This is a genomic window from Pandoraea pneumonica (assembly GCF_902459645.1).
GTDB lineage: Bacteria > Pseudomonadota > Gammaproteobacteria > Burkholderiales > Burkholderiaceae > Pandoraea > Pandoraea pneumonica.
In genome coordinates this window covers 473,487-498,766 of record NZ_CABPSK010000002.1, presented here as the reverse complement: position 1 = coordinate 498,766, position 25,280 = coordinate 473,487, and the positions used below count along the sequence as shown (strand labels likewise).

Genomic DNA, 25,280 nt, shown 5'->3' with positions numbered 1-25,280 from the left:
GCAACGGCTCAGGGAATATTCAGGTATTTGTGCGTCTGCATCGACAGCGACCAGCGCGGATGCGACTTGCAGTAATCGATCGCCAGCTTCGTATTGGTGTCGCGCAGCGGACCATCCATCGGCTGAAGATAAAAGTGCGTGAAGTCGAGCGTCTCGTAAGCGGCCAGACGTTGGCGGTCTTGCGGCACGACCACCTTCAACTCGTCGCCGCGCGTGACCACCAGTTCGGCATCGGCCTTCGGGCTCACGCACACCCAATCGATACCTTCCGGCACCACCTGCGTGCCGTTCGTCTCCACCGCAATGCGGAAGCCTTCGGCATGCAGCGCATCGATCAACGGCGCATCGAGTTGCAGCAGCGGCTCGCCGCCCGTGCAGACGACAAAGCGGTGCGCCCGGTCACCTTCAGGCCACAGTGCGACGATCTGCGCGACGAGGTCCGCCGGTGTACGGTACTTGCCGCCGTTCTCACCGTCGGTGCCGACAAATTCGGTATCGCAGAACTGGCATACGGCGTCCGCCCGGTCCTCTTCGCGGCCGGTCCACAGGTTGCACCCCGCGAATCGGCAAAACACCGCCGGGCGACCGGCATTCGCGCCCTCGCCCTGCAAGGTGTAGAAGATTTCCTTTACCGCGTACGTCATGATGCTCTCGGTTCGTTCTAGAAAAATCAGGCAGCGCCGCGCGTCTGATCGCGGCCTTCCTGAGTGCGCGCCTGCCACTGCTCGTAACCACGCTGACGCAATTGGCACGCCGGGCACTCGCCGCAGCCGTAGCCCCACGCATGCAACACGCTGCGCTCGCCCAGATAACACGTATGCGTGTCTTCACGCACGGTCTCGACGAGCAGATTGCCACCGAGATCCTGTGCCATCTGCCAAGTGTCGGCCTTGTCGATCCACATAAGCGGCGTCTCGACGATGAAGCGCTGGTCCATGCCCAGATTGAGCGCGACTTGCAACGCTTTCATCGTGTCGTCTCGGCAGTCGGGATAGCCCGAGAAATCCGTCTCGCACATACCGCCCACCAACACGCGCAAACCACGGCGATAGGCAATGGTCGCACCGATCGTCAGGAACAACAGATTGCGGCCCGGCACGAACGTGTTCGGCAGATTGTTGGCTGCCATCGCGATGGTGGTCTCGCGCGTGAGCGAGGTCTCGCTGATCTGGCCGAGAATCGACAGATCGATCATGTGATCGTCGCCCATGCGCGGCGCCCACTGCGGAAAACGTTCACGCAATTTGGCGAGCACGTCGGTGCGGCACTCCAGCTCGACGCTGTGACGCTGGCCGTAATCGAAGCCCAGCGTCTCGACGCGCGCATAGCGTGAGAGCGCCCACGCGAGGCAAGTGGTCGAATCCTGTCCACCGGAGAACAGGACCAGAGCGGAATCGGTGCTTGTCGTCATGATCATGCGCTAGCAGTATCGCCCTCGCCGTCAGGACGACGGGGGCCGGGCACGCGATTCAGGCCACCGGGGCAGCCCGCGTGCGGGAGGTCACGTGGATAACGCGATATCAGCGGGGCGTTATACCCGTCATCCGGGAGCGTTTCCGTGAAACGCAAAAAGGGCTTGCGCTGTGCGCAAGCCCTTCGAATTTGGTGGCCTGGGTCGGAATCGAACCAACGACACGCGGATTTTCAATCCGCTGCTCTACCAACTGAGCTACCGGGCCAAGAGAAAAGCGATTATAGAGAGTCCACGTGATTTTCGCAAGCCCTTTGTCGAAAAAACCTGCGGGAATTGCGCGTTGGCCTCCCGGAAACTCCGGAATACCGTTGGCCGGGTCAGTCAGGTCTTGCTCTTGGAAAGCTCCACGCCCAGTTGCTTGAGCTTGCGATACAAGTGCGTGCGCTCCAGCCCCGTCTTCTCGGCCACACGCGTCATGCTGCCGTGTTCCTTCGCCAGGTGATAAGCAAAGTACGCGCGCTCGAAAGCGTCACGCGCTTCGCGCAGGGGCACGTCGAACGAAATGTCGGCGGCCAGTCCGCTGCCGCCCGCGCTCACGCTGCCATCGGCATCGTGCCCGCTCAGCGGCGTGTGCACAGCAGTGCCATTCAAGCCCGTGGCCGTGTGGCGGGGTTCGCTCTCGCCGAACACGCCGGTTTCGAGGTCGTCATCCGCAGCATCGAACGCGCTCGGCGCACCGCCGGCGGCGTCGCGTTTGCCGCGCACGAGCCCTTGCTCGACGGCTTGCAGCAATTTCTGCAAGGCAATCGGTTTTTCGAGGAAGTTGAGCGCACCGATCTTGGTCGCCTCGACGGCGGTATCGATCGTGGCGTGGCCCGACATCATGATGACCGGCATGGTCAGCAATTGCTGCGCCGCCCATTCCTTGAGCAATGTCACGCCGTCGGTATCGGGCATCCAGATGTCGAGCAGCACGAGGTCGGGGGTGTGCGCCGCACGATAGGCGCGAGCCTCCTGTGCGTTCTCCGCCACCTCGACGACGTGCCCCTCGTCGCTCAGAATCTCCGAGAGCAGCTCCCGGATTCCCATTTCGTCATCCACCACCAAAATGGTTGCCATTTACGCTACCTTCGTGTGTTCTGTCGGCTTGTTGCGCGACAGATCCTGGTCGTCAGCCAATTGAGTAAACAAAATCGAAATCTGTGCTCCCGCACTGCCCTCACCTTCGGGCAACGTGCGATTGCGGATGTCGATGCGCGCCTGATGTTCGTCGATGATCTTCTTGACCATCGCCAGCCCGAGCCCGGTGCCCTTTGCCTTGGTCGTCACATACGGTTCAAATGCGCGGGTCAGGATGCGTGCCGGGAAGCCCGGCCCATTGTCCGTGATCGTCAGACGCACTGCCGTGCGTTTCGGTTCTCCGGGCTGCGCGTCCGCTCCTGCGTATTCTACTGTCTTCGTTTCCACCGTGATAAGAGGGTTTTCGGTTCCGCTCACCGCATCTTGAGCATTTTGCAGCAGATTATGGATAACCTGGCGCAATTGCGTCGAGTCGCCGCGAATTTCCGGCAGGTCTGCACCGAGGTAGGGACGAATTGCTCCGCGCCCCTCGTCCACACCGTATAACGTCAACACCTCGCCGATCAACTCGTTAAGTTGCAGCGAATGCATGACCGCCGGCGGCAAACGCGCGTAATCGCGGAAGTCGTCGACCATGCGCTTCATCGCCGCCACCTGATTGACGATGGTCGTCGCACCGCGTCGCAATACCTCGGCATCGGCCGGTGGCAATTTGTCCGAGAGCTTCATCTGCAAACGTTCTGCCGAGAGCTGAATCGGTGTGAGCGGGTTCTTGATCTCGTGAGCAAGACGCCGCGCCACCTCGGCCCACGCCACCGAGCGCTGCGCCGAAATCACATCGCTGATGTCGTCGAACACCACCACATAGCCGCCGCCCGAACGCGTGGGCACACCGGCCACCGCCATCGTGGGCTCCGGCAGATGCGAGCCGCGCACGAGCAGCGTCACCGAATCGGTTTCGCCGGGTAACGTGAGACCGATTTGCTGCTGCCAGTGCCCGCCCGGGCCCAGATCGGCATTCGCATCGCGATCTGCGAACGCGCGGCGCAAGGTTTCGCCAAACTCGACGAGCGCCGGAATATGCGCAGGCGAACGATTCAGTTCGCCTTGAAAACTCTGCTTGAAGATGCGCTCGGCGCCCGCGTTGGCCGTCGTCAGCCGGAAGTCGCGGTCGAACACGAACACCCCGGCCGTCAGACTCGACAAGATACTTTCCAAGTGCGCCTTCGAGCTTTCAAGCGCCAGCCGGTTGCGCTCGACCGTCGCACGCGCGTCAGAGAGCTGACGCGTCATCGCATTGAACGCCTGCGTGAGGAAGCCCAACTCGTCGTTGGTGCGCACTTCGCCCTTGGGCGACAGATCGCCCGCAGCCACCTCTTGCGTGCCGCGCGCCAGCAGGAACAACGGACGCGCCAGCTGGCTCCCCAGCGCCAACGCCAGCATCATCGCCACGAAGGTCGCGAGAAACAGCGAGAGCGTCAGCGTGCCGATATACATCTTGCGCAAGCCGGTCCGGCCAAGCGCCTTTTCCTGATATTCCCGATACGCGCTCTGCACCGCCTCGGCATTCTGCGCAAGATTCACCGGCACCAGTTGCGTGACTTGCAGGAAGCGCTCTTCGTCTTGCAACGACGACGTGAAGCCCGACGGAATACGCATCACCACGCGCCAGCGCAACTGATCGTTCGAGCTGTGCGTGTCGTAGCCTTCGCTGCCGCCTTCGATCGCGGTATAACCACGCGATTGCGTGCGCGCCTGACGCAACATCAGCGGCGTGGGCAGGTCGGGCACCAGCGCGTTGAAATTGCCCGACGCGGACGCCAGCACGCGGCCGTTCCCATCGACGATCGTCGCGTCTTGCAAGCCGAACTGGTCGCGCATGCGCAGCAGCGTGAGCGTGGCGCCCTTGTCGCCGCCGGCGGTCAGGTTATCGGCCACGAGCTGCGCCTTGGCGCTCAGGTCGGACAAGCCGTTGTTCAGAATGGCGCGGCCGAGTTCGAGCCCCGAGTCGAGCGCCGTCTCCACCCGCACGTCGAACCACGATTCGATACTGCGCGAGACGAACTGCAACGACACGAGATAGATGATGCCGCCCGGCAACACCCCCACCAGCGCGAAGAAGATCGCAAGCTTGGCGAGCAGGCGTGTGCCGAAACGCCGCTGACGCAGGCGCACGAGAATGATCCAGATCAGCGCGCCGACGATGAAGATGAAGATGATCGCCACCGCGATGTTCGCGGTGTAGAGCAACGAATAGTAGCGATCGAAAAATTCGGTGTTGGCCGACGCGAGCGCCAGCAGGCCGAACAGCCCGATGGCGACCAACGCCATCGTGACGATCAGCGTGCGAATGACAATGCGCTTTAGCAGGCCGCCGCCACCGTTATTTGACACGAGACGCCCCTGGCGGCAGCGCCGCACTGAACGCGAGCGGCAGATGGCCGATGAGCCGCACATCGGAATTCGTGGCGGCGTCATCGTCGCCCGGCGAGGCGATCAATGCGATCGGCTGAGCCTGCGGCACGAGGCCAGAAGAGAGGCTCGATGCCGACGCCGGAGACGTGACAGAGGCGGGGGCAGGTGCCGCCGCCGGTGCCGCAGACGCCATCGCGTTGGCCGACCCCGGCAAGCTGGCAGCCGCAGGCGGCTGTGGCGGCGAGAACAGGAAGCGTGCCCAGTCGGAGCTCAGATTCCAGTCGCGATTGTTTACCGCGTCGATCTGGAACGGCTTGGGCATGAGGGCGTTATCGAGCCGCATGCGCACCGACGCCTGATACTGCGTGCCGGGCTTGACCACCCCTTTGTCGATGACACGCCAGCCGCTCACATTGCGCACCAGCGCCAGCGCTTCACGCAACGATCCGAAGCCGAGTTGCAAACCGCTGTTGCTGCTGTTGCCGTTGTTGCTCGATACCCGGTACTGGCGCGTGAGCGGCTGGAACCACAGCCGCACACTCTGCGAACTGGTGACGACCTTCTCGTCGAACCAATACCAGCGCGATCGTGTGAGTTCGAAATCGGTAGTGAAGTAGAGGGAGACGCCGCGATTGACCGCGTCCTCCAGGCTACTGTTAAGTTCGAAGGCAAAGCGCGCGTCGAGTGTCCAGCCACCCTCTGAGGGTTCGAGCCGGGCTTCGCGCACCTGAATTTCGTTGTCGGCGCGTGCCGGCCCCGCAAAGCCGAGCGCAACAACGCACAGCAGCGGCAGCAGGCAGGCCAGTAGCCGTTGGGAGAAAGTCACCGTTTCTGGAAGCGAGCGTAATAGAAACCGTCGTGGGCGCCGCCGGGAGTCATCAGCAATTGCCCGGGAGCGTCCAATCGTACCGCATCTGTGCGAACCCGTTCAAACCATTGGGCTTGCTGTTCGTTTTCCGACGGGAAGATCGAGCACGTGGCATAGATCAGTTCGCCGCCAACTGCCAGCGTGTCCCACAACGCCAGCAAGATGCGCTGCTGCTCGGCCACCAGTGCCGCGATGTCGTCTGCGCGGCGCAGCCAGCGAATGTCCGGATGACGACGCACGATGCCCGCCGCCGAACACGGCACGTCGGCCAGAATGCGATCGAACGGCACGCCGTCCCAACCGCCGCCCGACCACTTCGCAGGCGTGCCGGCGTCGCCGATGCGCACGTCTGCATTCAGTCCAAGGCGTTCCAAATTCTCATAGATGCGCGGCACGCGCGTGCGATCCGACTCGAGCGCGGTGACCTGCACGTCGGCCATCTCCAGCAGATGCCCCGTCTTGCCGCCCGGCGCGGCGCATGCGTCCAGCACGCGCATGCCAGCACGCGGATGCTCGCCTAGCACGAGGGGGGCCGCCAACTGCGCACCGGCGTCCTGCACCGATACCCAGCCCTCGGCGAAGCCCGGCAACCGCTCGACCGGCACCGCCTGCGCCAAGCGCAGCGCCACTTGACCGATGACTTCCGATGCCATGCCTGCTTGCGACAAGTTGGCCTGCATCTCAGCGACACTGACGCGGCGCGTGTTCACACGCAGAGTCATCGGGCCCCGGCTGTCACCGGCGGCTAGCAAGGTCTCCCATTGATCGGGATACGCGGCACGCACGGTGTCGATCCACCAGGCGGGGTAGTTCCAACGCGCTTCGGGGTCGCTCGCGATCTGCGCCATCAATGCCTCGCGCTCGCGCAAGAACCGGCGCAGCACGGCATTGGCCAGCCCCTTCGCGGCAACCGTGCGGCGTTGCGCAGCAATCGCTTCGACGGCCTGATCGACCACGGTAAATTCGGTGTACGCAGCGTCTTCGGCGGGGTCTTGCAGCAAGGCAAGTGCGCACAGCAGGATGTCGCGCACGCGGGCTTGCAATGCGGGCTTGACCAGCACGGCCAGCAAGGCGCGGCTGCTGCCCAGACGGCGCACGGTGCGGTAGGCAAGATCTTGTGCCGCGGCGCGCGCGGGTGGCGGGCACTGCGTCGTGGCCTGGGCCAGCGCTTGCGGCAACGCCATGCCCTTCTGGACAGATTCGAGGGCTTGCGCGGCACGTTGCAGCGCGTACGCCAGAGATTCGGTGGGCAGAGTGGGTTGCGGCATGGGCATTCTACAAACGAACATGCCCGCGCGACGGCGGGCATGTGAGGCTATCGGACGGCTGTCGGGCGACAGGATAGCAGACTGTCTCCCGACGCACGGCAACCCGCAGGACGCGGCGCCAAGGCCGGTTCCCCTTAGCCTTAGGCCGGGTATTGCCCCGTGCGCGCCATTTCCATCAGGCGCGCGATACGTTCTTCGGTCGCCGGGTGGGTCGAGAACAGATTGGCAATCGCACCGCCCGAGAGCGGGTTCATGATCATCATCTGCGCCGTGGCCGGATGCTGCTCGGCCGCCGCGAACGGAATGCCCTGTGCGTAGCGGTGAATCTTGTCGAGCGCCGCCGCCAGTGCCTGCGGATCGCCCGAAATTTCCGCGCCGCCCCGGTCGGCCTCGAATTCGCGCGCACGCGAAATCGCCATCTGGATCAACGATGCGGCAAGCGGCGCGAGAATCGCCACCGCAATGCTCGCAATCGGGTTGGTCGGACGGCCGTTCTCGTCGCGTCCGCCGAAGAACATCGCGAAGTTGGCGAGCGCCGAAATCGCACCGGCCATCGTGGCCGAAATGGTGGAAATCAGAATGTCGCGGTGCTTCACGTGGGCCAGCTCGTGCGCCATGACGCCGCGCAGCTCCCGATCGGAGAGCACACGCAAAATGCCGGTCGTGGCCGCCACAGCGGCGTTCTCCGGATTCCGGCCGGTCGCGAAGGCATTGGGGGCATCTTCATTAATCAGATACACCTTCGGCATCGGCAACCCCGCACGCTGCGAGAGCTCGCGCACCATGTTGTAGAACTGCGGCGCGCTGGTTTCGTCGACTTGCTGCGCGTTGTACATGCGCAGCACCATCTTGTCCGAGAACCAGTACGAAAAGAAATTCATCGCGAGCGCAAACGCCAGCGCGAGCATCATGCCCTGCTTGCCGCCGATCATGCCGCCCACCACCATGAACAACGCGGTGATGGCCGCCATCAGCAGGGTGGTCTTCATCCAATTGAACATAGTGTTCTCCTCTGCAAATCTAGATGACTTGAGGATGGCACGCACTTCGCGTGTCCTCGGGCGTTAGATGAGGCAGTGCATCGAAAATTCAATGCCTGCCTGCAAATTCAAGGGCATTTCCACGCGGTTGCCGCAGCTTGGCGACGCTTTCGGCGACGTTTGCGGGCGTTTTAGTGCATTTTGAAGAATAAAACCCGCATTTGTCGGAGTGATGTCAGGCGTCGGCGCCTGACACTGCCTCGAACGTGTCACCCGGCGCGATGGCAAATCCGGCGAGAAACTCGCGCACCGGCAGCCGTTTGCCGCCCGGTTTTTGGCATTCCGTCACGCGCAATGCGCCTTCGCCGCAGGCGACGATCACTTCGTTAGCGCTCACTTCGAGCACGGTACCCGGTGCCGCACCGGCCTTGCCAGCCACGGCGCTGGCGCGCCAGAGCTTGACTGCCGTGCCGTTCAACGTGCCCAAGGCGCCGGGGAACGGGTCGAACGCCCGCACCTGACGCGCCAGTGCATCGGCCGGACGGCGCCAATCGAGCGCCGCTTCCTGCTTGGCTATCTTCTCAGCATAGGTCACGCCCGCTTCGGGTTGCGGCTCGGCTGGCAATTTGCCGTCGCGGGCCAACTGGCGCAACGCCTCGACGATCAACTTGCCGCCCAGCGCCGCCATGCGGTCGTGCAGGGTGGCGGTGGTGTCGTCCGGGCCGATGGGTTCGGCTTCGCGCAGAATCATCGCGCCGGTGTCGAGGCCCGCATCCATCTGCATGATGGTGATGCCCGTCTCGGCATCGCCCGCTTCGATCGCCCGATGAATCGGTGCTGCGCCACGCCAGCGCGGCAGCAACGACCCGTGAATGTTCAAACAGCCGTAGCACGGAATGTCGAGCACTTCCTGCGGCAGGATCAAGCCGTAAGCGGCCACGACCATGACGTCGGGGGCCAGTGCCCGCAGTTGCTCGATCGCGGCCGTTGCGGCGTCGGGATATTTACCGTTGCGACGCAGCGATGGCGGTTGCGCGACCGGCATGCCGTGCGCTTCGGCATAGCGTTTGACAGGGCTGGCTTGCAGCTTCATGCCGCGCCCGGCCGGGCGATCGGGTTGCGTGAGCACCAGTTCGACAGGAAAACCCGCCGCATCGATGGCGGCCAGCGCGGTTTGTGCAAATTCCGGCGTGCCGGCAAATACGATACGAAGCGTCATGACTAACTTTCTCCTGCGACCCGCTTAAGGCTTTTGAGTGGGGTAGCGGCTGAGCGGCGTAAAGCTGAAGTCGGGGGAGACCAGCAGCCGGAAACGCTCGTTGGTATCGCCCGCACGACCGCCCTGCCAGACCTCGCGCCACCCGGCGGGGGCGTCGATACGGGCGGCGGCTTTGTCGAGCACTAGCAGCACTCGGCATTGCGTCGCCTCATTCAGACTCGGCAGCTGCACGGGGCGAATGGAGACGAAGTAGTCGAGCATCGCGCGCTCCGACTCCCCGACATTGAAGGAACCGACGCAGGTGCCGTTAAGCGTGCCGCCCGCGTCGACGAACGATTTCATCATCGCGACGAACGGCGTGCGGTAACTGCGCGCCTCGTTGATCCACGGCAGCAGCAGCGTCGAGAGCGTGCCCCACACGAACAGCAGCCCGGCAAAACCGAACACCAGCGCACCGAGCTGACGACGGTAGATGATAGCCGTTACCCACAACGCTGCGACGATCACTGCGCCCAACACCAGCCCGGGTGAGAACGGCAGTACGTAGTCGAGCGGCAGCCATTTCCCGATCGGGCCAGCGGCAACGTGCCCATGCCCGCCGAGTTGCAGACCCCAACGCACCCAGAGGAACACGCCGAGCACACTCATGAGTACCAGCGCGACGATCGACCACGTCTTCTCCAGCCAATTCGGCAGGCGCACACCGGCACCCAACACCCCCAGCGCCGGGAAGATCGACAACATGTAGATATCGCGAATGGCCGACGACGTCACGAGCGTGAGCACGAACAGCACGACATACAGCCACAACATGGCCAGTTCAGGGCGCTCGGTCGCAAAGCGGCGTAGCCCACCGCGCGTCTTGCCCTGCCCCGCGTCGCCGGTGCGGCCGCGCAATTGGGCAACCAATGCCCCCACCGCGAGCCAGCCCGCCGGGAACGTCAGCGCCAGCAGACTGCGGAAGTCGCTCCAATACGTCTTGCGCTCGCCGCCGAGATGGACGAATCCGAAAAAGCGCCCGAAGTTGTTATCCCAGAACCATTCGATGAAGAGCGGCTCCGAAGCGCGCCAGAACAGCGCGGGCCAAATGACGACCCAAGGCAGCGCCGCCAGCACGGCCCAGCCAAGCGCCGCAGCGTAGCGGCGCGTGCGGTAGGCGGGCAACACGAACGCGGCCAACGCGGTGAGCGCGAGCACGCCCGGTACCAGCAGACCCTTGCTGAGAAACGCGATGCCGGCACCGGTGCCGAGCAGCAAGCCCCAGCGCCACGACGACGCCGTGGGTTTCGCCAGACGCGCCAGCGCCACGAGTGCCAGCGCGGCACCGGCCATTTGCGGCACGTCGGCGGTGAGCTTGTGAATGTTTTCGATGGCCCCGAAGCTGCCCACCATCAGCATGGGCGCGAGCCAGTTGAATTTGGCGGCAGCGCCGGTATCGGATGCCGCCGCCGGGGCGTGCAGACGCTGTGCGAGCCGGGCCACGCAAAACACGGAGATCAGCAGCCACGCCAGCACGGCCAGTTGCGCGCCTTGGAACACCGGGAGTACGGCAGACGTGAGGCGCGCAAAGATCGCGCCGGTCCAGTACATGACGGGAGGTTTTTCGACGAACGGGTCGGCGCCCACGCGCGGCACGATCAGGTCATGGCCGCGGAAGAAGTTGAGCACCATGCCGACCGAGTACGGTTCGTCGGCCTTCCAGGGGTCTCGGTCGAACAGACCTGCCAACAGGAAAGCGAAAAGGAGTGCGGCGCTCAGCCAATAAATCTTGCGAATGCGGGACGACGACGAGGCGTTGACGATGGACATCCAGAGAAACCGATCGGGTTGCGCCCGACGGTGAACGTCCCGTAGACGTCCCGTCGCAGCGGGGTTTCGAGCCAAGGCTGGCTCAAAAATCGGTGCAAGTATAGATGACTTTCGTGGTTCGCCCCTAGCGGTGGATACCTCGGAAATCGAGGAGGATCCACCCGTGGCGCTGGGCCAGAACGGCCCGCCGGGATTACGCGCGCTCGACCTGCTTCTTCATCTTCTGCTTGATGCGGTTGCGCTTGAGGGGCGAGAGATATTCGACGAATACCTTGCCCTTGAGGTGATCCATCTCGTGTTGAATGCACACGGCGAGCAGGCCATCGGCGTCGAGTTCGAACTTCTCGCCGTTCTCGTCCAGTGCACGCACGCGCACGCGGTCGGCCCGCTCGACTTCGTCATAGATGCCAGGCACCGACAGGCAGCCTTCTTCGTAGACTTTCTGCTCGTCGCTTCGCCACACGATCTGCGGGTTGATGAACACGCGAAGTTCGTCACGCGTCTCGGACAGATCCATCACGATGACTTGCTCGTGAACGTCGATCTGCGTGGCCGCGAGGCCGATGCCGGGGGCGTCGTACATGGTCTCGGCCATGTCTTTGACGAGTTGACGGATGCGGTCGTCCACTTGGGCCACGGGTTTGGCCACTTTATGCAGACGCGGATCGGGGTATTGAAGAATGTTCAGTAATGCCATGGTGAAAACGGGATATCGCCGCATTGCCATCGGGGCACACGCCAACTCACAATCGTGCGATGGCGAAAACGCGTCGCGACACACGCGCCGCAAGCTTCGCCAGCCTTGGCCCCCCGGTCAATGCTTACCGGATGATGAAAAATTTTATCACAGCGCCCCTCCCGCCGCTGACGGGCGGCACCGCGCTTTGCGTGCCAGACGGGCCTCGGCGCGAAATGTCTGCCGCCGATGCTCGGGTGAAACGAGAGGGCTGCGCTCACACAGCGGACGCTGCTTTCGAGAGTTCTCAGGTCGGGGCAGACGCGGAAGATATCAAGGCATGGCTGCGGCTGTGCGCCGCCCCCGGCGTACCCCCCGCCGCCGTGCGGCGCTTGTTGGCGGCGTTTGGGCTGCCTGCGGTCATCTTCCGTACGGACCCGGCCCGACTCGCCAGCGTCGTCTCGCACGAAGTCGTCGCCCGCCTGCTGGCACGCCCCTCGGCGGCATTGGCCGACCTGAGCGCACGCACGCTCGACTGGGCGGCGCAACCCGGGTGCGCCGTGCTGACGCTGGCCGAGTCGGCCTATCCACGCGCCTTGCTCGATCTGGGCGACGCGCCGCCCCTACTTTATTGCCGTGGTGACGTCGGGCTTCCGAATCGCGCCGGGTCGGCGTCGGTAGCCATCGTCGGCAGCCGTCTCGCGACGCCGCAAGGGCGAGAGAATGCCCGGCACTTCGCGCGGCGGCTAGGCGAAGCTGGCGTCACCGTTGTGTCAGGCCTTGCCGCAGGTATCGACGGGCTGGCCCACGAGGGGGCGCTCGATACGCCCGGTGGAACGTGCGCCGTCATCGGCACGGGTCCGGATCTCGTTTATCCGTCACGCCACCGTGCATTGGCCGAACGTATCGCAAGCGCCGCCAGCGGCCTTGTCATCTCGGCCTTTCACGTCGGCACGCCGCCACGGCCCGCGCATTTCCCGCAACGTAACCGGCTGATCGCGGCGCTCGCGCGGTGCACCCTCGTCGTCGAGGCGGCGACAAAGTCGGGGTCGCTCATCACCGCCCGGCTGGCGGGCGAGCTGGGCCGCGATGTCCTCGCCGTGCCCGGCTCGATCCACGCGCAGCAAAGCGCCGGGTGTCACGCGCTCATTCGAGATGGCGCGACGCTCGTCACCTCGCCGGACGACGTGCTCGAAGCGCTCGGCTTGATGGGAAATGTGCAGAACACGGGGAACGCGACGGGAGCTACGACACGCCAAGCACCGAAGACGGTGCCAAGGAATGCCGCTAATCAATCATCCGGGAACATGACCGGCCCGTCGCCGATCGATGGCCCGGGCGAAGCCGAAGTGGCGCGTCGCGTCCCGCACCGCACCGTCACAGCCGCCGGGTCAGACGCGCCAGCATGCCCAGCCGACTTGGCGCCGCCCGCCGCAGCGATTCTGGAGGCGCTGGGTTATGATCCGTCGAGCGCGGACACGCTTTGTGTGCGCACCGGGCTGAACATCGTCACGGTCCTCCAGCACCTGAGCGTGCTCGAACTCGACGGCTGGATCGCCCGGGCACCGGGCGCGTGCTTTGTCCGTTTGACGCATCCGACCCGCGCGTGACGACAACACCCCCAGACACCCCAGATAGCCCAACAACATGCCTGTTCTCGACCCTGTCGCCGATCGTTCCACCCTTGCCGCGGCGCTGGCCGACGGCGGCACGCGGCTGGTGGCTTGCCTGTGCGCGGCGTGGTGCGGCACGTGTCGCGAATACCGCGAGGCCTTCGAGCAGTTGGCGGCGAGCCATCCGCATTTGTGTTTCGTCTGGGTGGACATCGAGACGCATGCCGACTGGCTGGACGACCACGACATCGAGAACTTTCCGACCCTTCTCGTGCAAGACGCGCAGCAAACCGGCGACGAAGCCCGCTTTTTCGGCCCCCTGCTGCCGGCCATCGGCATTCTCGAGCGCATGCTCGACACCGGCGTGCTGGGCGACACCCGCGTGGCAGCGCCTGCACTACGCGCCCATCTGCTTGGCTGACGTGCGCGCACGCTCTGCGGGTACTGGCGGCCTTGCCCCCGGCCTGCGACGCGCTTATGATGTGCCGCTTTTGGGGCCGCCTTGTGCCCGATCCGACGGCAACGCCGGATTCGCTATATGTTATAAAGCCAACGAATGCCGCCTGGCGACACCCCCTCAACATTACCTAACGTCATGTCAAAAGCTCTGATCATTGCCGAGAAACCGTCTGTCGCGAATGACATCGCGCGGGCGCTGGGCGGCTTTACCAAGCATGACGAGTACTTCGAGAACGACGATTACGTCGTCTCGTCGGCGGTTGGCCACCTCGTCGAAATCGGCGCGCCGGAAGACTATGAAGTCAAACGCGGCAAGTGGAGCTTCGCCAACCTTCCCGTAATTCCCCCCCATTTCGACCTCAAGCCGATCGCCAAGAGTGAATCGCGCCTGAAGGTGCTCACCAAGCTGATCAAGCGCAAAGATATCGACGTGCTGATCAATGCCTGTGACGCGGGGCGCGAAGGGGAACTGATTTTCCGTCTGATTGCCCAGCATGCGAAGGCGAAGCAGCCGGTGCAGCGTCTGTGGCTGCAATCGATGACGCCGCAGTCGATTCGCGACGGCTTCAAGCGTCTGCGCAGCGACAACGACATGTTGCCGCTGGCCGATGCCGCGCGCAGCCGCGCCGAAGCCGACTGGCTGGTCGGCATCAACGGCACGCGTGCCATGACCGCCTTCAACAGCAAGGGCGGCGGCTTCTTCCTGACGACGGTCGGCCGGGTGCAAACCCCCACGCTGTCGATCGTGGTCGAGCGCGAAGAGAAGATTCGCAAGTTCGTCTCCCGCGACTATTGGGAAGTGCGCGCCGAGTTCGTCTGTGCGGCCGGTTTCTACGAAGGCCGCTGGTTCGATCCGAAGTTCAAGCGCAACGAATTCGATCCGGAGCAGCGCGACTCGCGCCTGTGGAGCGTCGCGGCGGCCGAATCGGTCGTGGCGGCCACGCGCGGCAAGCACGGCACGGTGACCGAAGAATCGAAACCGACCTCGCAGCTCTCGCCGGCCCTGTTCGACTTGACGAGCCTGCAACGTGAGGCCAACGGCCGGTTCGGCTTCTCGGCGAAGAACACGCTTGGTCTGGCGCAGGCGCTGTACGAAAAGCACAAGGTGCTGACGTACCCGCGTACCGACGCGCGCGCGCTGCCGGAAGACTATCTCGAGACCGTCAAAGAAACGATGGCGGTGCTCAAAGAGAGCAATAACTATCACCAGTTCGCCAACCAAGTGTTGGCCAAGGACTGGGTCAAGCCGAACAAGCGGATCTTCGATAACAGCAAGATCAGCGATCACTTCGCTATCATCCCGACGCTGCAAGCGCCGAAGAACCTCTCCGAGCCGGAGCAGAAGCTGTACGACCTCGTGGTCAAGCGCTTCCTGGCCGTGTTCTTCCCCGCTGCCGAGTACCAAGTCACCACCCGCATCACGGAAGTGGTCGGTCATCACTTCAAGACCGAAGGTAAGGTGCTCACGCAAGCGGGCTGGCTCGCCATCTACGGCAAGGAATCGGCCAGCGACGCGAAGGACAGCAAAGACGGCAAGGAAGACGCCCCGACGCTCGTGCCGGTCGCCAAGGACGAGAAGGTCGGCGTCGACAAAGTCGAAGCTGTGGGTCTGCAAACGAAGCCGCCTGCACGCTACAGCGAAGCCACGTTGCTCTCGGCGATGGAAGGCGCGGGCAAGCTCGTCGAAGACGGTGAACTGCGCGAGGCGATGGCTGGCAAGGGTCTTGGTACGCCAGCAACGCGCGCGGCCATCATCGAAGGCTTGCTCACGGAAAAGTATCTCGTGCGCGAAGGCCGCGAGTTGCATCCGACCGCCAAGGCCTTCCAGTTGATGACGCTGTTGCGCGGGCTCGGCGTGGACGAACTGACGCTGCCGGAACTCACCGGCGAATGGGAAGCCAAGCTCTCGCAAATCGAGCGCGGCGGCCTGAAGCGTGACGAGTTCATGCACGAAATCGCGCAAATGACGCAGACCATCGTCAAGCGCGCCAAAGAATACGACTCGGACACGATCCCCGGCGACTACGCGACGCTCACCACGCCCTGCCCGCACTGCGGCGGCGTGGTCAAAGAGAACTACCGCCGCTTCGCTTGTACGAATTGCAGCTTCTCGATCTCGAAGATTCCGGGCGGACGCCAGTTCGAGATTCCGGAAGTCGAAGAGCTGCTCAAGAACAAGACGATCGGGCCGCTCTCGGGTTTCCGCAGCAAGATGGGCCGTCCGTTCTCGGCGATCCTCAAGCTCTCGCCCGACGACGAAATGGGCTACAAGCTCGAGTTCGATTTCGGTCAGGACAATGGCGACGAAGACGGCGAAGCGCCGGACTTCACGGGTCAGGAGCCGGTGGGCAAGTGCCCGAAGTGCGGCGGCCGCGTGTTCGAGCACGGCATGCGTTATGTGTGCGAAAACGCGGTGGCCAACCCGAAGTCGTGCGACTTCACGTCGGGCAAGGTGATCTTGCAGCAGGAAATTTCGCGCGAGCAGATTCACAAGCTGCTCACCGAAGGCAAGACCGACCTGCTGACGAACTTCAAGTCGTCGCGCACGGGCCGCAACTTCAAGGCGTATCTGGCCCAGCAGAAGGACGGCAAGATCGGCTTTGAATTCGAAGCCAAGGCACCGAAGAAGACGGCGGCCAAGGCGGGCGATGCCGAAGGCGACGCGGGTGACGAGAAGGCTGCCGCACCGGCACGCAAGACCGCCGCCGCGAAGGCACCGGCCAAGAAGGCGGCTGCCAAGAAAGCCCCGGCAAAGAAAGTTGCCGCCAAGTCGACGACCGCGACGGCCAAATCGGCTGCCGCTGACAACGGCTTCGAAGACGACGATCCGCCGTTCTGATTGCCCGTTGTTCGTTCACTGACCCCACGGGGTCAATGAAAAACGGCCACTTCCTCGCGGGAGTGGCCGTTTTGCTTTTCGGGTGCTGAAACGCACTGCCCGCGGCATATCGGGGACAGCCGGGCGTGCGCGGCGTCGTTACACCGGGATTTCGGCGTTCGGCGTGGTCGGCGACGGCAGCTTCGGCGGCACCCAGCGCTCGGCGGCCGAAATGCCTTCGTTCTGGCGGAAGTACTCGACCGTCAGGTCGATAAAGCCGCGCGTCTTGGCCGACAGATACTTGCGGCTCGGGTACACGAGCGAAACGTCGATCGGCGTTTGCGTGAAGTTGCGCAGCAGCGCGACCAGATCGCCGTCGCGCACGTCGTTGCCAACGAGGTACGACGGCAAGAACGCAATGCCGTGCCCCAGCAGCACCGACTGACGCAGCAGCGCCGTGTTGTTACAGATGAACTTGTTCTGTACCCGCACGCGCACTTCGCCTTCCGGGCCGGAGAACACGCGGTCGTCGCTCCAGAAGTCGTTGGGCAGGCCCAGCACGCCGTGTTCGCTCAGTTCCTGCGGGGTCACCGGCTCACCGTGTTCCGCGATATACGCCGGCGAGGCGCACAGCATCACGCGCGTCTCGGCGAGTACCCGCGAAATCAGGCTTTCGCTGTTAATCATGCGCGTCAGCAAGATGCCGCAGTCGTAACCTTCTTCGACCAAATCGATCGCGCGATCGGTCAGCGTGAGGTCGACCACGACCTTGGGGTGCATTTCCTGATACTTCTTGATAAGCGGCGCCAAATTGCGCAAACCGAACGACACTGGCGCCACCACCTTCAGCGTGCCCTTCGGATCGCGCGACGCGCTCGAGATCAGGGCATCGGCTTCGTCGACTTCGTCGATGATCTGCCGGCAGCGTTCGAGATACACCTGCCCCGCGCCGGTGAGCGACAGGCTGCGAGTGGTGCGGTTGAGCAAGCGAACGCCGAGGTGCGATTCCAGTTCTGCGACGTGGCGGGTCACCACAGCGGCGGACAGATCCATCTGAGCGGCCGTGCGGGCAAAACTCCCGTTATCGGCGACTTTGACGAAAACGCGCATCGATTGCAGACGGTCCATGTTGTTTCCAATCGTGATGTGCCGCGTCGTTCCGGCGAAGATGCATTGCGCACCTGCGAGCATGGGGCGAACCTGCAATGCCCGGCACCCAAGGGGTAGCGGGCCGCTACGGCTCGTCGGGGCACCGGCAGACCCGCCGCCCCGGAACCTTCCGGGGTGGGCCGCGTACGTGCCGCCAGGGCCGTCGACGCGGCGGGGACTTCGATAAGGCGCTAGCTTACCGTACGCCGCCAAAATTTGCCCGACGTGACAATGATTTCGCTGCACATCAGGCGTGCGGTTCGCGCAGGAATGCGCGCGAAAACATCGCCGCCATAGCGCGCCAATCCCCTCATCCGTCGAAAAAACGGCCCGATGCGACCAAATGTCGCAATTTCCGGGCTTGAGCGCACGGCTTGACGCAGGTCACGGCCTGACGGTGGGCGCGTGACTAGAGTGGGGCATTACTCTCGTTTCAGGCTTCGTCATGCACCCCTCGCATCCGTTACCGGCGCTCGACGTCGAGGGCGCCCCAAAAAGTACCGAACAACGCAAATGTCAGGGCACCTGCCCGTCCTGCGCCTCTCGCGCATCGAATGCATCGAACGCGTCATCGGTCACGACGTCAATCGTCGCGCCCCCCGCGTCGCTCTCGTCGGTTCAGTCGCCGTCTTCTAGCGCAGCGACCGCGACCCCGCGTTTCGACGCGCAGTTGCTCAGCCGCTACGACATCAACGGGCCGCGCTACACGTCGTACCCGACCGCGCTGCAATTTCACGAAGACTTCGGTGCAAGCGATTACGCGCGGGCGGCGGCCCAGTCCAAACGGTCGGGCAAGCCGCTCTCGCTTTACGTGCACGTTCCGTTCTGCGACACCGTGTGCTTCTACTGCGCCTGCACGAAGGTCGTCACCAACAACCGGGCGCATGCCGACGCGTACGTCGAGCGCTTGCACGCGGAAATTGCTCGCCAAGCGTCGTTGCTCGGCGCTGGACGCTCGCTCGCGCAAATGCACTGGGGTGGCGGCACGCCCACGTTTCTCTCACTGGAACAGATCGCTTCACTGGTCGACACCATCAGCCGTCACTTCGTGCTGGCCCCCGACGACAGCGCAGAATACGCCATCGAAATCGATCCACGCAGCGCCGGACCGGCATCGATTCGCGCCTTGCGCTCGCTCGGTTTCAATCGCCTCTCGATCGGCGTTCAAGATTTCGATCCGCGCGTGCAACAGGCGATTCATCGCGTGCAACCGCGCGCGTTGGTCGAAGCGGCACTCGACGCGGCGCGCGGCTGCGGCATTCGCTCGGTCAATTTCGATCTCATTTACGGCTTACCGCATCAGACCGTGGAGTCGTTCTCGAAGACGCTCGACGCCGTCATCGAGATGTCGCCGGAGCGGTTGTCGGTGTTTAGCTACGCGCATCTGCCACAGCAATTCAAGATGCAGCGCTGTCTACCGGACGACCTGCCGGCCGGCCCCGAGAAGCTGGCGTTGTTACAGACGATCATCGCGCGGCTGACGGCGGCGGGTTACGTCTACATCGGCATGGATCACTTCGCTCGCCCCGACGACGAGCTCGCCATCGCACAGGCGGCGGGCACGCTGCATCGCAACTTCCAGGGGTACAGCACGCGGGGCGACTGCGATCTCATCGGCGTGGGCATGTCATCGATCGGCCGGGTCGGCGACAGCTATGCGCAGAACGCGAAGACGCTCAAGACTTATTACGAAGCTATCGATGCGGGCGGCCTCGCCATCACCCGAGGTGTGCGCCTGAACGACGACGACCGGCTTCGGCGCGAGGTCATTTCGCGTTTGATGTGTCACATGTCGCTCGATTTCGAAGCGATCGAGCAGACCTACGATATCGATTTCGTCGCCTATTTCGCGGCAGAACTCGGCGAACTGGCCGACCTGGCGGCCGACGGACTGGTCGCGATCGATGCGCGCGGCATACGTGTGCTGCCAGCGGGCCGCTTGCTCGTACGTGTGGTCGCGCAAGTGTTCGACAGCTATCGGCGCAGCGCCGCCAATGCTCGCTGCGCGAAAGTGATGTAACGCCGCAGTTGCATCCAAAAGAAAACACCCCAAAGGTCAGGACTGAATCGTCCGACGTTTGGGGTGTTTTGCTATCAGTCATCCGGAAATTGCCCCCGCCTGAGACGCTCAGGCGGGGCACACAACCGGCCGGTGCATGACGGCAGCCCTAGCAGCAGCGTCCGCCGCTCTTGCCGCCGTAGCGCGCCTCCTGACGCTCGCGGAAGAACGCCTCGTAGCTCATGACCGGCTTATCCGGATGCGTGGCCTGCATGTGCGCCACGTACGTGTCGTAATCGGGCAGCCCCACCATCAGGCGCATGGCCTGCCCCAGATAACGGCCGACTTTGCCGACGTCTTCGAACATAGCGACTCCTGCTTAGCGTCTCTGAGATACCGGCGGTGTCCGAGCGTCAGACACGCGGACCCGACGGCATCGGCTCGAACGGCGTTTCCTGCGCCGTCGGCTTGTTGGCGCGACGCGCTTGCAGGATGGTGCGCAGGCCGAACAGCCCCACAGCCACCACCACGAACATGAACACACCGGCGAGCGTGGCGTCCACGTAGTCGTTGAACACGATCTGCTGCATTTGCGCGACCGACTTGGCCGGGGCGAGCAGCTTGCCGTCTGCGAGCGCTGCCTGATACTTGGCGGCGTGCGCGAGGAAGCCCACCTTCGGGTCCGGATCGAACATCTTCTGCCAGCCAGCGGTCAGCGTGCAGGCGAGCAGCCAGACCGTCGGTAGAATCGTCACCCAGGCGAAGCGCTCGCGCTTGAGCTTGAACAGCACACACGTCGCCAGCATCAGCGCGATCGCAGCGAGCATCTGGTTCGAGATGCCGAACAGCGGCCACAGCGTATTGATACCGCCCAGCGGGTCGACCACCCCTTGATACAAGAAGTAGCCCCACGCCGCCACGCACAGGGCCGTGGCGATCAAGTTGGCCGGCAACGACTCCGTGCGCTTGAGCGCCGGCACGAACGTGCCGAGCAAGTCTTGCAGCATGAAGCGGCCAGCGCGCGTGCCGGCGTCGACGGCGGTCAGGATGAACAGCGCTTCGAACAGAATCGCGAAGTGATACCAGAAGGCCATCATCGCTTCGCCGCCCACCACTTGATGCAGGATGTGCGCCATACCGACAGCCAGCGTCGGTGCGCCGCCCGCGCGCGAAATGATGGTGTTCTCGCCCACGGCCTTGGCGGTCGCGGTGAGCACATCCGGCGTAATCGTGAAGCCCCAACCCGAGACGACTTGCGCGACGGCTTCCGGCGTCGTGCCGATCACGGCAGCCGGGCTGTTCATGGCGAAGTACACGCCCGGGTCGATGACCGAAGCGGCCACCAGCGCCATGATGGCGACGAACGATTCCATCAACATGCCGCCGTAGCCGATGAAGCGCGCGTTGACTTCGTTATCGAGCAGCTTCGGCGTGGTGCCCGAAGAGATCAGCGCATGGAAGCCCGAGACGGCACCGCACGCAATCGTGATGAAGAGGAACGGGAACAGCTTGCCCGACCAGACCGGACCGCTGCCGTCGACGAACTGCGTGAGCGCCGGCATTTTCAGCTCGGGCGCGACCACGAGAATACCGATGGCGAGCGCGAGGATCGTGCCGATCTTCAGGAACGTCGAGAGGTAGTCGCGCGGCGCGAGCAACAGCCACACCGGCAACACCGAGGCGACGAAGCCGTAACCGATGAGCATCCACGTGAGTTGCTTACCGTCGAACGTGAACAGCGGCGCGAGCGTGGCGCTGTCGTGCACGCTCTGACCGAAGTAGATCGCAGCCATCAGCCCGAAGAAGCCGATGATCGACACTTCGCCGATGCGGCCCGGGCGGATGAAGCGCGTGTACACGCCCATGAACAGCGCGATCGGAATCGTGAGCCCCACCGTGAACGTGCCCCAAGGCGAGCCCGTGAGCGCCTTGACCACGATCAGCGCGAGCACCGCGAGAATGATGATCATGATGAGGAACGCGCCGAAGAGCGCGATCACGCCGGGGATCATGCCGAGTTCCGACTTCACCAGATCGCCCAGCGAGCGGCCGTCGCGGCGTGTGGAGATGAACAGGACCATGAAGTCCTGCACCGCACCGGCGAAGACCACGCCGGCCAGAATCCACAACATGCCGGGGAGGTAACCCATCTGCGCGGCGAGCACCGGGCCCACGAGCGGACCGGCACCGGCGATGGCGGCGAAGTGGTGACCGAACAGCACGTACTTGTTGGTCGGCACGTAGTCGAGGCCATCGTTATGACGCCATGCGGGCGTCATACGGGCGCCGTCGAGTTGCGCGACGCGTGTGGCGATGAACTTGCTGTAGAAGCGATAAGCGATCAGGTAAACGCAGATGGCTGCGATCACGATCCAGAGTGCGCTGATGGTTTCGCCGCGCGATAGGGCGACCGTGCCGAGCGCGCACGCGCCGACGACGGCCACCGCTGCCCAGGGCAGTTGTTGCCAGATACGATTCATTGTCTCTCCTCGGAACTGCCTCCTTCGGGCAGCGACCCGGGACGGCGCCGTGGCAGCGCGATCCCGCCTTTGTTTTTTGACATCACGCAGATGCCGCGAAGCGTGTCGCACGGTATTGCCCACGTAATGCGAGGGTCTGATAGCCACCGGGGCACGATTCGCCGTGTAGTATTGGCGTTTGCCTGACGTGCCACAAGCGCGAAACTACGCAGGCACACTACGTGATAGTACGTAGCGAATGCCGCTAAAAAGCGGCGCTGCAGGCTCTTGAACGTCATGAATCTCCGACAGAAATTCTTCGTGCTGTCCCTCTTGCCGGTAGCCCTTGCGATGGTTGCCATCGCATTGGCCGTGCGCTATCAGGGCAATGAATTGGCCCGTGCACAGCACGAGGCCGTACAGACCGCATCGCTCGCCAACAAACGCGCCGAGCTGTTGCATTACGTCGGCCTCGCACGCAATGCCATCGAGCCGCTCTACAACGGCCCGGACACACCCGCTGCGCGCACCGAAGCGCTTGCCACACTTGCCCGTATGGAGTTCGGCAAAGACGGTTACTTTTTCGTCTACGACCTCGATGGCAACAGCTTGATGCACCCGCGTCAGCCAGAGTTGGTCGGACACAATTTGTGGTCGCTCAAAGATCCCGCCGGGGCGCCGACGATTCAGCGGCTGATCGCGGCGGCACGGACCGGTGGCGGCTACGTGGAGTACTCATGGGAAAAGCCGTCCCTGCAACAGACCGCGCCTAAGTTGGGTTATGTGATCGCGCTGCCGAAGTGGAACTGGATGATCGGCACCGGCATTTATCTCGACGATGTGCAAGCCACGTTGCGTCAATCGGATGAGCGCGCGCAGAGCAACATCGATCGCACGCTGATTTGGATCACGATGATTGCGTCGACATGTTTGGCGATTGTCGGTCTCTGCGGTCTGGTCGTGAATATCACTGAATTGAAGACCGCCGATGCGAAGCTGCGCCAACTCGCGCGGCAAGTGGTGGAGTCGCAGGAAGTCGAGCGTTCGCGTATTTCGCGCGAGTTGCACGACGGCATCAGCCAGTTGCTGGTCTCGGTCAAGTTGCTCCTCGAATCGGCGTCGATGCGCCTGCCAGGTTCGCCCGCGGCGGCGAGCACCACGCTCGGCGTCGCCATCGAGCGCCTGAACGGCACGCTGGGAGAAGTGCGGCGTATTTCGCAAGCGCTGCGCCCGGCAATGCTCGACGACCTGGGTGTGGCCGCGGCCATCGATCAACTCGCCCGCGAGTTCGGCTCGCATGCGGGGCTGCCGGTCGAGATGCATGTGGAAGGTGAAGCGCCGGTGCTCGACGACAACATCAAAACCATGCTGTTTCGCATCGCGCAGGAAGCGCTCACGAATATCGAGCGGCATGCCAATGCGTCGCGCGTGTCGATTCTGCTCGTGTTCAAGGCTGACGGTATCCATCTGTCGATTGCCGACGACGGCCGGGGGTTCGATGTGACCGACGTGCATCATGATCCGCGTCACGGTATCGGTTTGCGCAATATGCGCGAGCGGCTCGATGCCGTCGGCGGTGCGCTCGGCATTCAATCGTGGCCCGGGCTCACGACAATTAGTGCGTGGGTGCCGCTCACGCCCGCAGCCGCCAAAGCGGCGCTTAACGCTACACGCTAATGACTCAAGTTCACCCTATCCGATTGTTGCTGATCGACGATCACCCGCTCGTGCGCGACGGCTTGCGCGCGCGCTTCGATGCCTCCCCCAACTTGCAAGTGGTCGGCGAAGCCGGGAATGCGCAGGAAGCGCTGACGCGCGCCAAGACGGCGTCGCCCGATTTGGCGCTGATGGACATCAGCATGCGGGGCAGCAACGGGATTGAGTTGACGGCGCTGTTTCGCGAGCAGTTTCCGCATATCGCCGTGTTGATTCTGTCGATGCACGACAACGCGGAGTATGTCCGTCAGGCGGTACGCGCGGGGGCACGGGGTTATGTGCTCAAGGACGCGCCAGCGCATGAAATCGTGACGGCGATTGAACGTGTCGCGAAGGGCGAGGCATACTACAGCGCGGCCATTGCGGCGCGCGTGGTGCAAGCATCGACTTCGCACGGCCCCATCGACTCGCTCACTCCGCGTGAGCGCGAAATTCTCACTCGGATCGCGCGCGGGCTGGCCAACAAGCAAATTGCGACGGAGATGGATTTGTCAGTGCGCACCGTAGAGACCCACCGGCTCAACATCAAACGTAAGCTCGGTATCGAAGGGCAGGCGGAATTGATTAAGTTTGCGGTGGAAAACCGGTTGTGATCCGGTTGTAGTCCGGTTGTAGTCCGTTTGTAATTTAGCGGTAGTTCGGCGGCAATTCAGCGGCCATCGAAGTGACGCCGGGCGGGGCGGCAAGCGCCCGCCCCCTCAATGCAGAAACGGGTTGTGCACTTCAACGCCAGTGTCAGAGAAATCTTTGACGTTGCGCGTCACCACCACCAGACGATGCACCAACGCCGTCGCAGCGATCAGTTTGTCGATGGCGTGTTCCTTGTGTTTAGCGCGTAGACGACCCCACGTGTGCCCGATCTCCTCCGTCACCGGAAGCACAAAGCCTCTGTAATCGTACAAGATCGACTCGAGCCAATTCTCAACCAACACCGCCTGTGGCGCGTCGCCTCGACAACGTAACGACGCAGCACCACGACGCATCTCACCAATGCTGATCACCGAGAGGTAGCGTGGCAGGCTACGCTCCATGGTGTATTGAATGAAAGCCGCCACGCCGGGATCGCTGCGCCCTCGCTTGCGTAATTCGCTGACGACATTCGTGTCTACCAGATACATCACGCTCTCCGTCAATTTTCGCGCGCAAAGTCGCTGTCCAAGCCGACGTCCGGCATACTCATTAGCGCCTCGCCAAATGAGCGCCAACCGGGCCGATGTGCCACGCCTTCCAATATCGCCAACGCCTCTTCCTCTGGCGTCCGGTTATGCAATGCCGCACGCGAGCGAATCGATCTCATCAGCGGCTCATCGATTCCCGCAATCATCATCGTGTGCATAC

18 protein-coding genes, 1 tRNA gene and 2 pseudogenes are annotated in these 25,280 nt (G+C 63.4%); 6 read left to right on the top strand and 15 right to left on the bottom strand.

What is annotated here, in order from left to right; all coding sequences use genetic code 11:
- Positions 1 to 8 precede the first annotated feature (8 nt).
- From queE to def, 11 genes and pseudogenes are all read right to left on the bottom strand, one after another.
- Complete coding sequence (gene queE, locus PPN31114_RS11235) at positions 9 to 644, bottom strand: 7-carboxy-7-deazaguanine synthase (protein ID WP_150679593.1); 636 nt, start codon at positions 642 to 644, stop codon at positions 9 to 11.
- A 26-nt stretch (positions 645 to 670) separates the two neighbouring features.
- Positions 671 to 1,417, bottom strand: coding sequence for a 7-cyano-7-deazaguanine synthase QueC (gene queC, locus PPN31114_RS11230; protein WP_150679592.1), 747 nt, complete (start codon positions 1,415 to 1,417; stop codon positions 671 to 673).
- A 186-nt stretch (positions 1,418 to 1,603) separates the two neighbouring features.
- A tRNA-Phe gene (locus PPN31114_RS11225) sits at positions 1,604 to 1,679 on the bottom strand.
- 116 nt (positions 1,680 to 1,795) lie between these two features.
- Entirely contained in the window at positions 1,796 to 2,533 is a 738-nt protein-coding gene (locus tag PPN31114_RS11220; protein WP_150679591.1) for a response regulator, read from the bottom strand.
- A complete protein-coding gene (locus tag PPN31114_RS11215; RefSeq protein WP_150680366.1) occupies positions 2,534 to 4,825 on the bottom strand; it encodes a sensor histidine kinase in 2,292 nt (763 codons plus the stop codon).
- A gap of 325 nt (positions 4,826 to 5,150) precedes the next feature.
- Positions 5,151 to 5,735 (bottom strand): annotated as a pseudogene (locus tag PPN31114_RS26425) (DUF4390 domain-containing protein); the annotation flags it as partial.
- Complete coding sequence (gene rsmB, locus PPN31114_RS11205; RefSeq protein ID WP_425325284.1) at positions 5,732 to 7,066, bottom strand: 16S rRNA (cytosine(967)-C(5))-methyltransferase RsmB; 1,335 nt, start codon at positions 7,064 to 7,066, stop codon at positions 5,732 to 5,734. The pseudogene PPN31114_RS26425 and the gene rsmB, both read right to left, overlap by 4 nt.
- A 119-nt stretch (positions 7,067 to 7,185) precedes the next feature.
- Positions 7,186 to 8,046: a zinc metalloprotease HtpX gene (htpX, locus tag PPN31114_RS11200; RefSeq protein WP_150679588.1), complete on the bottom strand. Its 861-nt coding sequence runs from the start codon at positions 8,044 to 8,046 to the stop codon at positions 7,186 to 7,188.
- A gap of 214 nt (positions 8,047 to 8,260) precedes the next feature.
- Positions 8,261 to 9,244: a methionyl-tRNA formyltransferase gene (gene fmt, locus PPN31114_RS11195; protein ID WP_150679587.1), complete on the bottom strand. Its 984-nt coding sequence runs from the start codon at positions 9,242 to 9,244 to the stop codon at positions 8,261 to 8,263.
- 1,080 nt (positions 9,245 to 10,324) lie between these two features.
- Positions 10,325 to 10,834 (bottom strand): annotated as a pseudogene (locus PPN31114_RS26620) (hypothetical protein); the annotation flags it as partial.
- 412 nt (positions 10,835 to 11,246) lie between these two features.
- A complete protein-coding gene (def, locus tag PPN31114_RS11185) occupies positions 11,247 to 11,750 on the bottom strand; it encodes a peptide deformylase (RefSeq protein ID WP_150679585.1) in 504 nt (167 codons plus the stop codon).
- A gap of 215 nt (positions 11,751 to 11,965) precedes the next feature.
- Between def and dprA the strand changes: the two genes are divergently transcribed.
- From dprA to PPN31114_RS11170, 3 genes are all read left to right on the top strand, one after another.
- A complete protein-coding gene (gene dprA / locus PPN31114_RS11180; protein ID WP_150679584.1) occupies positions 11,966 to 13,339 on the top strand; it encodes a DNA-processing protein DprA in 1,374 nt (457 codons plus the stop codon).
- A 37-nt stretch (positions 13,340 to 13,376) separates the two neighbouring features.
- Positions 13,377 to 13,763 carry a thioredoxin family protein gene (locus PPN31114_RS11175; RefSeq protein WP_150679583.1) on the top strand — a complete coding sequence of 129 codons (387 nt, stop codon included), beginning with the start codon at positions 13,377 to 13,379 and terminating at the stop codon, positions 13,761 to 13,763.
- 174 nt (positions 13,764 to 13,937) lie between these two features.
- The gene (locus tag PPN31114_RS11170) at positions 13,938 to 16,640 is read left to right on the top strand and encodes a DNA topoisomerase III (protein ID WP_150679582.1); all 2,703 of its coding nucleotides are present in this window, start codon (positions 13,938 to 13,940) and stop codon (positions 16,638 to 16,640) included.
- 138 nt (positions 16,641 to 16,778) lie between these two features.
- On the opposite strand, the gene PPN31114_RS11165 is transcribed toward PPN31114_RS11170, so the two are convergent.
- Positions 16,779 to 17,747 carry a LysR family transcriptional regulator gene (locus tag PPN31114_RS11165; RefSeq protein ID WP_058380007.1) on the bottom strand — a complete coding sequence of 323 codons (969 nt, stop codon included), beginning with the start codon at positions 17,745 to 17,747 and terminating at the stop codon, positions 16,779 to 16,781.
- A gap of 466 nt (positions 17,748 to 18,213) precedes the next feature.
- Between PPN31114_RS11165 and hemN the strand changes: the two genes are divergently transcribed.
- Positions 18,214 to 19,788 (top strand): oxygen-independent coproporphyrinogen III oxidase, encoded by a 1,575-nt coding sequence (gene hemN, locus PPN31114_RS11160; RefSeq protein WP_246182512.1) that lies wholly within the window; start codon positions 18,214 to 18,216, stop codon positions 19,786 to 19,788.
- 148 nt (positions 19,789 to 19,936) lie between these two features.
- Here hemN and PPN31114_RS11155 read toward each other — a convergent pair whose 3' ends face one another.
- Both PPN31114_RS11155 and PPN31114_RS11150 read right to left on the bottom strand, forming a co-directional pair.
- Entirely contained in the window at positions 19,937 to 20,134 is a 198-nt protein-coding gene (locus PPN31114_RS11155; protein ID WP_150679581.1) for a YbdD/YjiX family protein, read from the bottom strand.
- Positions 20,135 to 20,180: 46 nt separating this feature from the next.
- Positions 20,181 to 22,247 carry a carbon starvation CstA family protein gene (locus tag PPN31114_RS11150; RefSeq protein ID WP_150679580.1) on the bottom strand — a complete coding sequence of 689 codons (2,067 nt, stop codon included), beginning with the start codon at positions 22,245 to 22,247 and terminating at the stop codon, positions 20,181 to 20,183.
- A 276-nt stretch (positions 22,248 to 22,523) separates the two neighbouring features.
- Between PPN31114_RS11150 and PPN31114_RS11145 the strand changes: the two genes are divergently transcribed.
- Complete coding sequence (locus PPN31114_RS11145) at positions 22,524 to 23,903, top strand: cache domain-containing protein (protein WP_150679579.1); 1,380 nt, start codon at positions 22,524 to 22,526, stop codon at positions 23,901 to 23,903.
- Complete coding sequence (locus PPN31114_RS11140; protein WP_150679578.1) at positions 23,903 to 24,535, top strand: response regulator transcription factor; 633 nt, start codon at positions 23,903 to 23,905, stop codon at positions 24,533 to 24,535. The genes PPN31114_RS11145 and PPN31114_RS11140 overlap by 1 nt, the downstream gene beginning before the upstream one ends.
- 105 nt (positions 24,536 to 24,640) lie before the next feature.
- Here the strand turns inward: PPN31114_RS11140 and PPN31114_RS11135 are convergent, their stop codons facing one another.
- Positions 24,641 to 25,060 (bottom strand): type II toxin-antitoxin system VapC family toxin, encoded by a 420-nt coding sequence (locus PPN31114_RS11135; RefSeq protein WP_150679577.1) that lies wholly within the window; start codon positions 25,058 to 25,060, stop codon positions 24,641 to 24,643.
- Between the last annotated feature and the right edge of the window lie 220 nt (positions 25,061 to 25,280).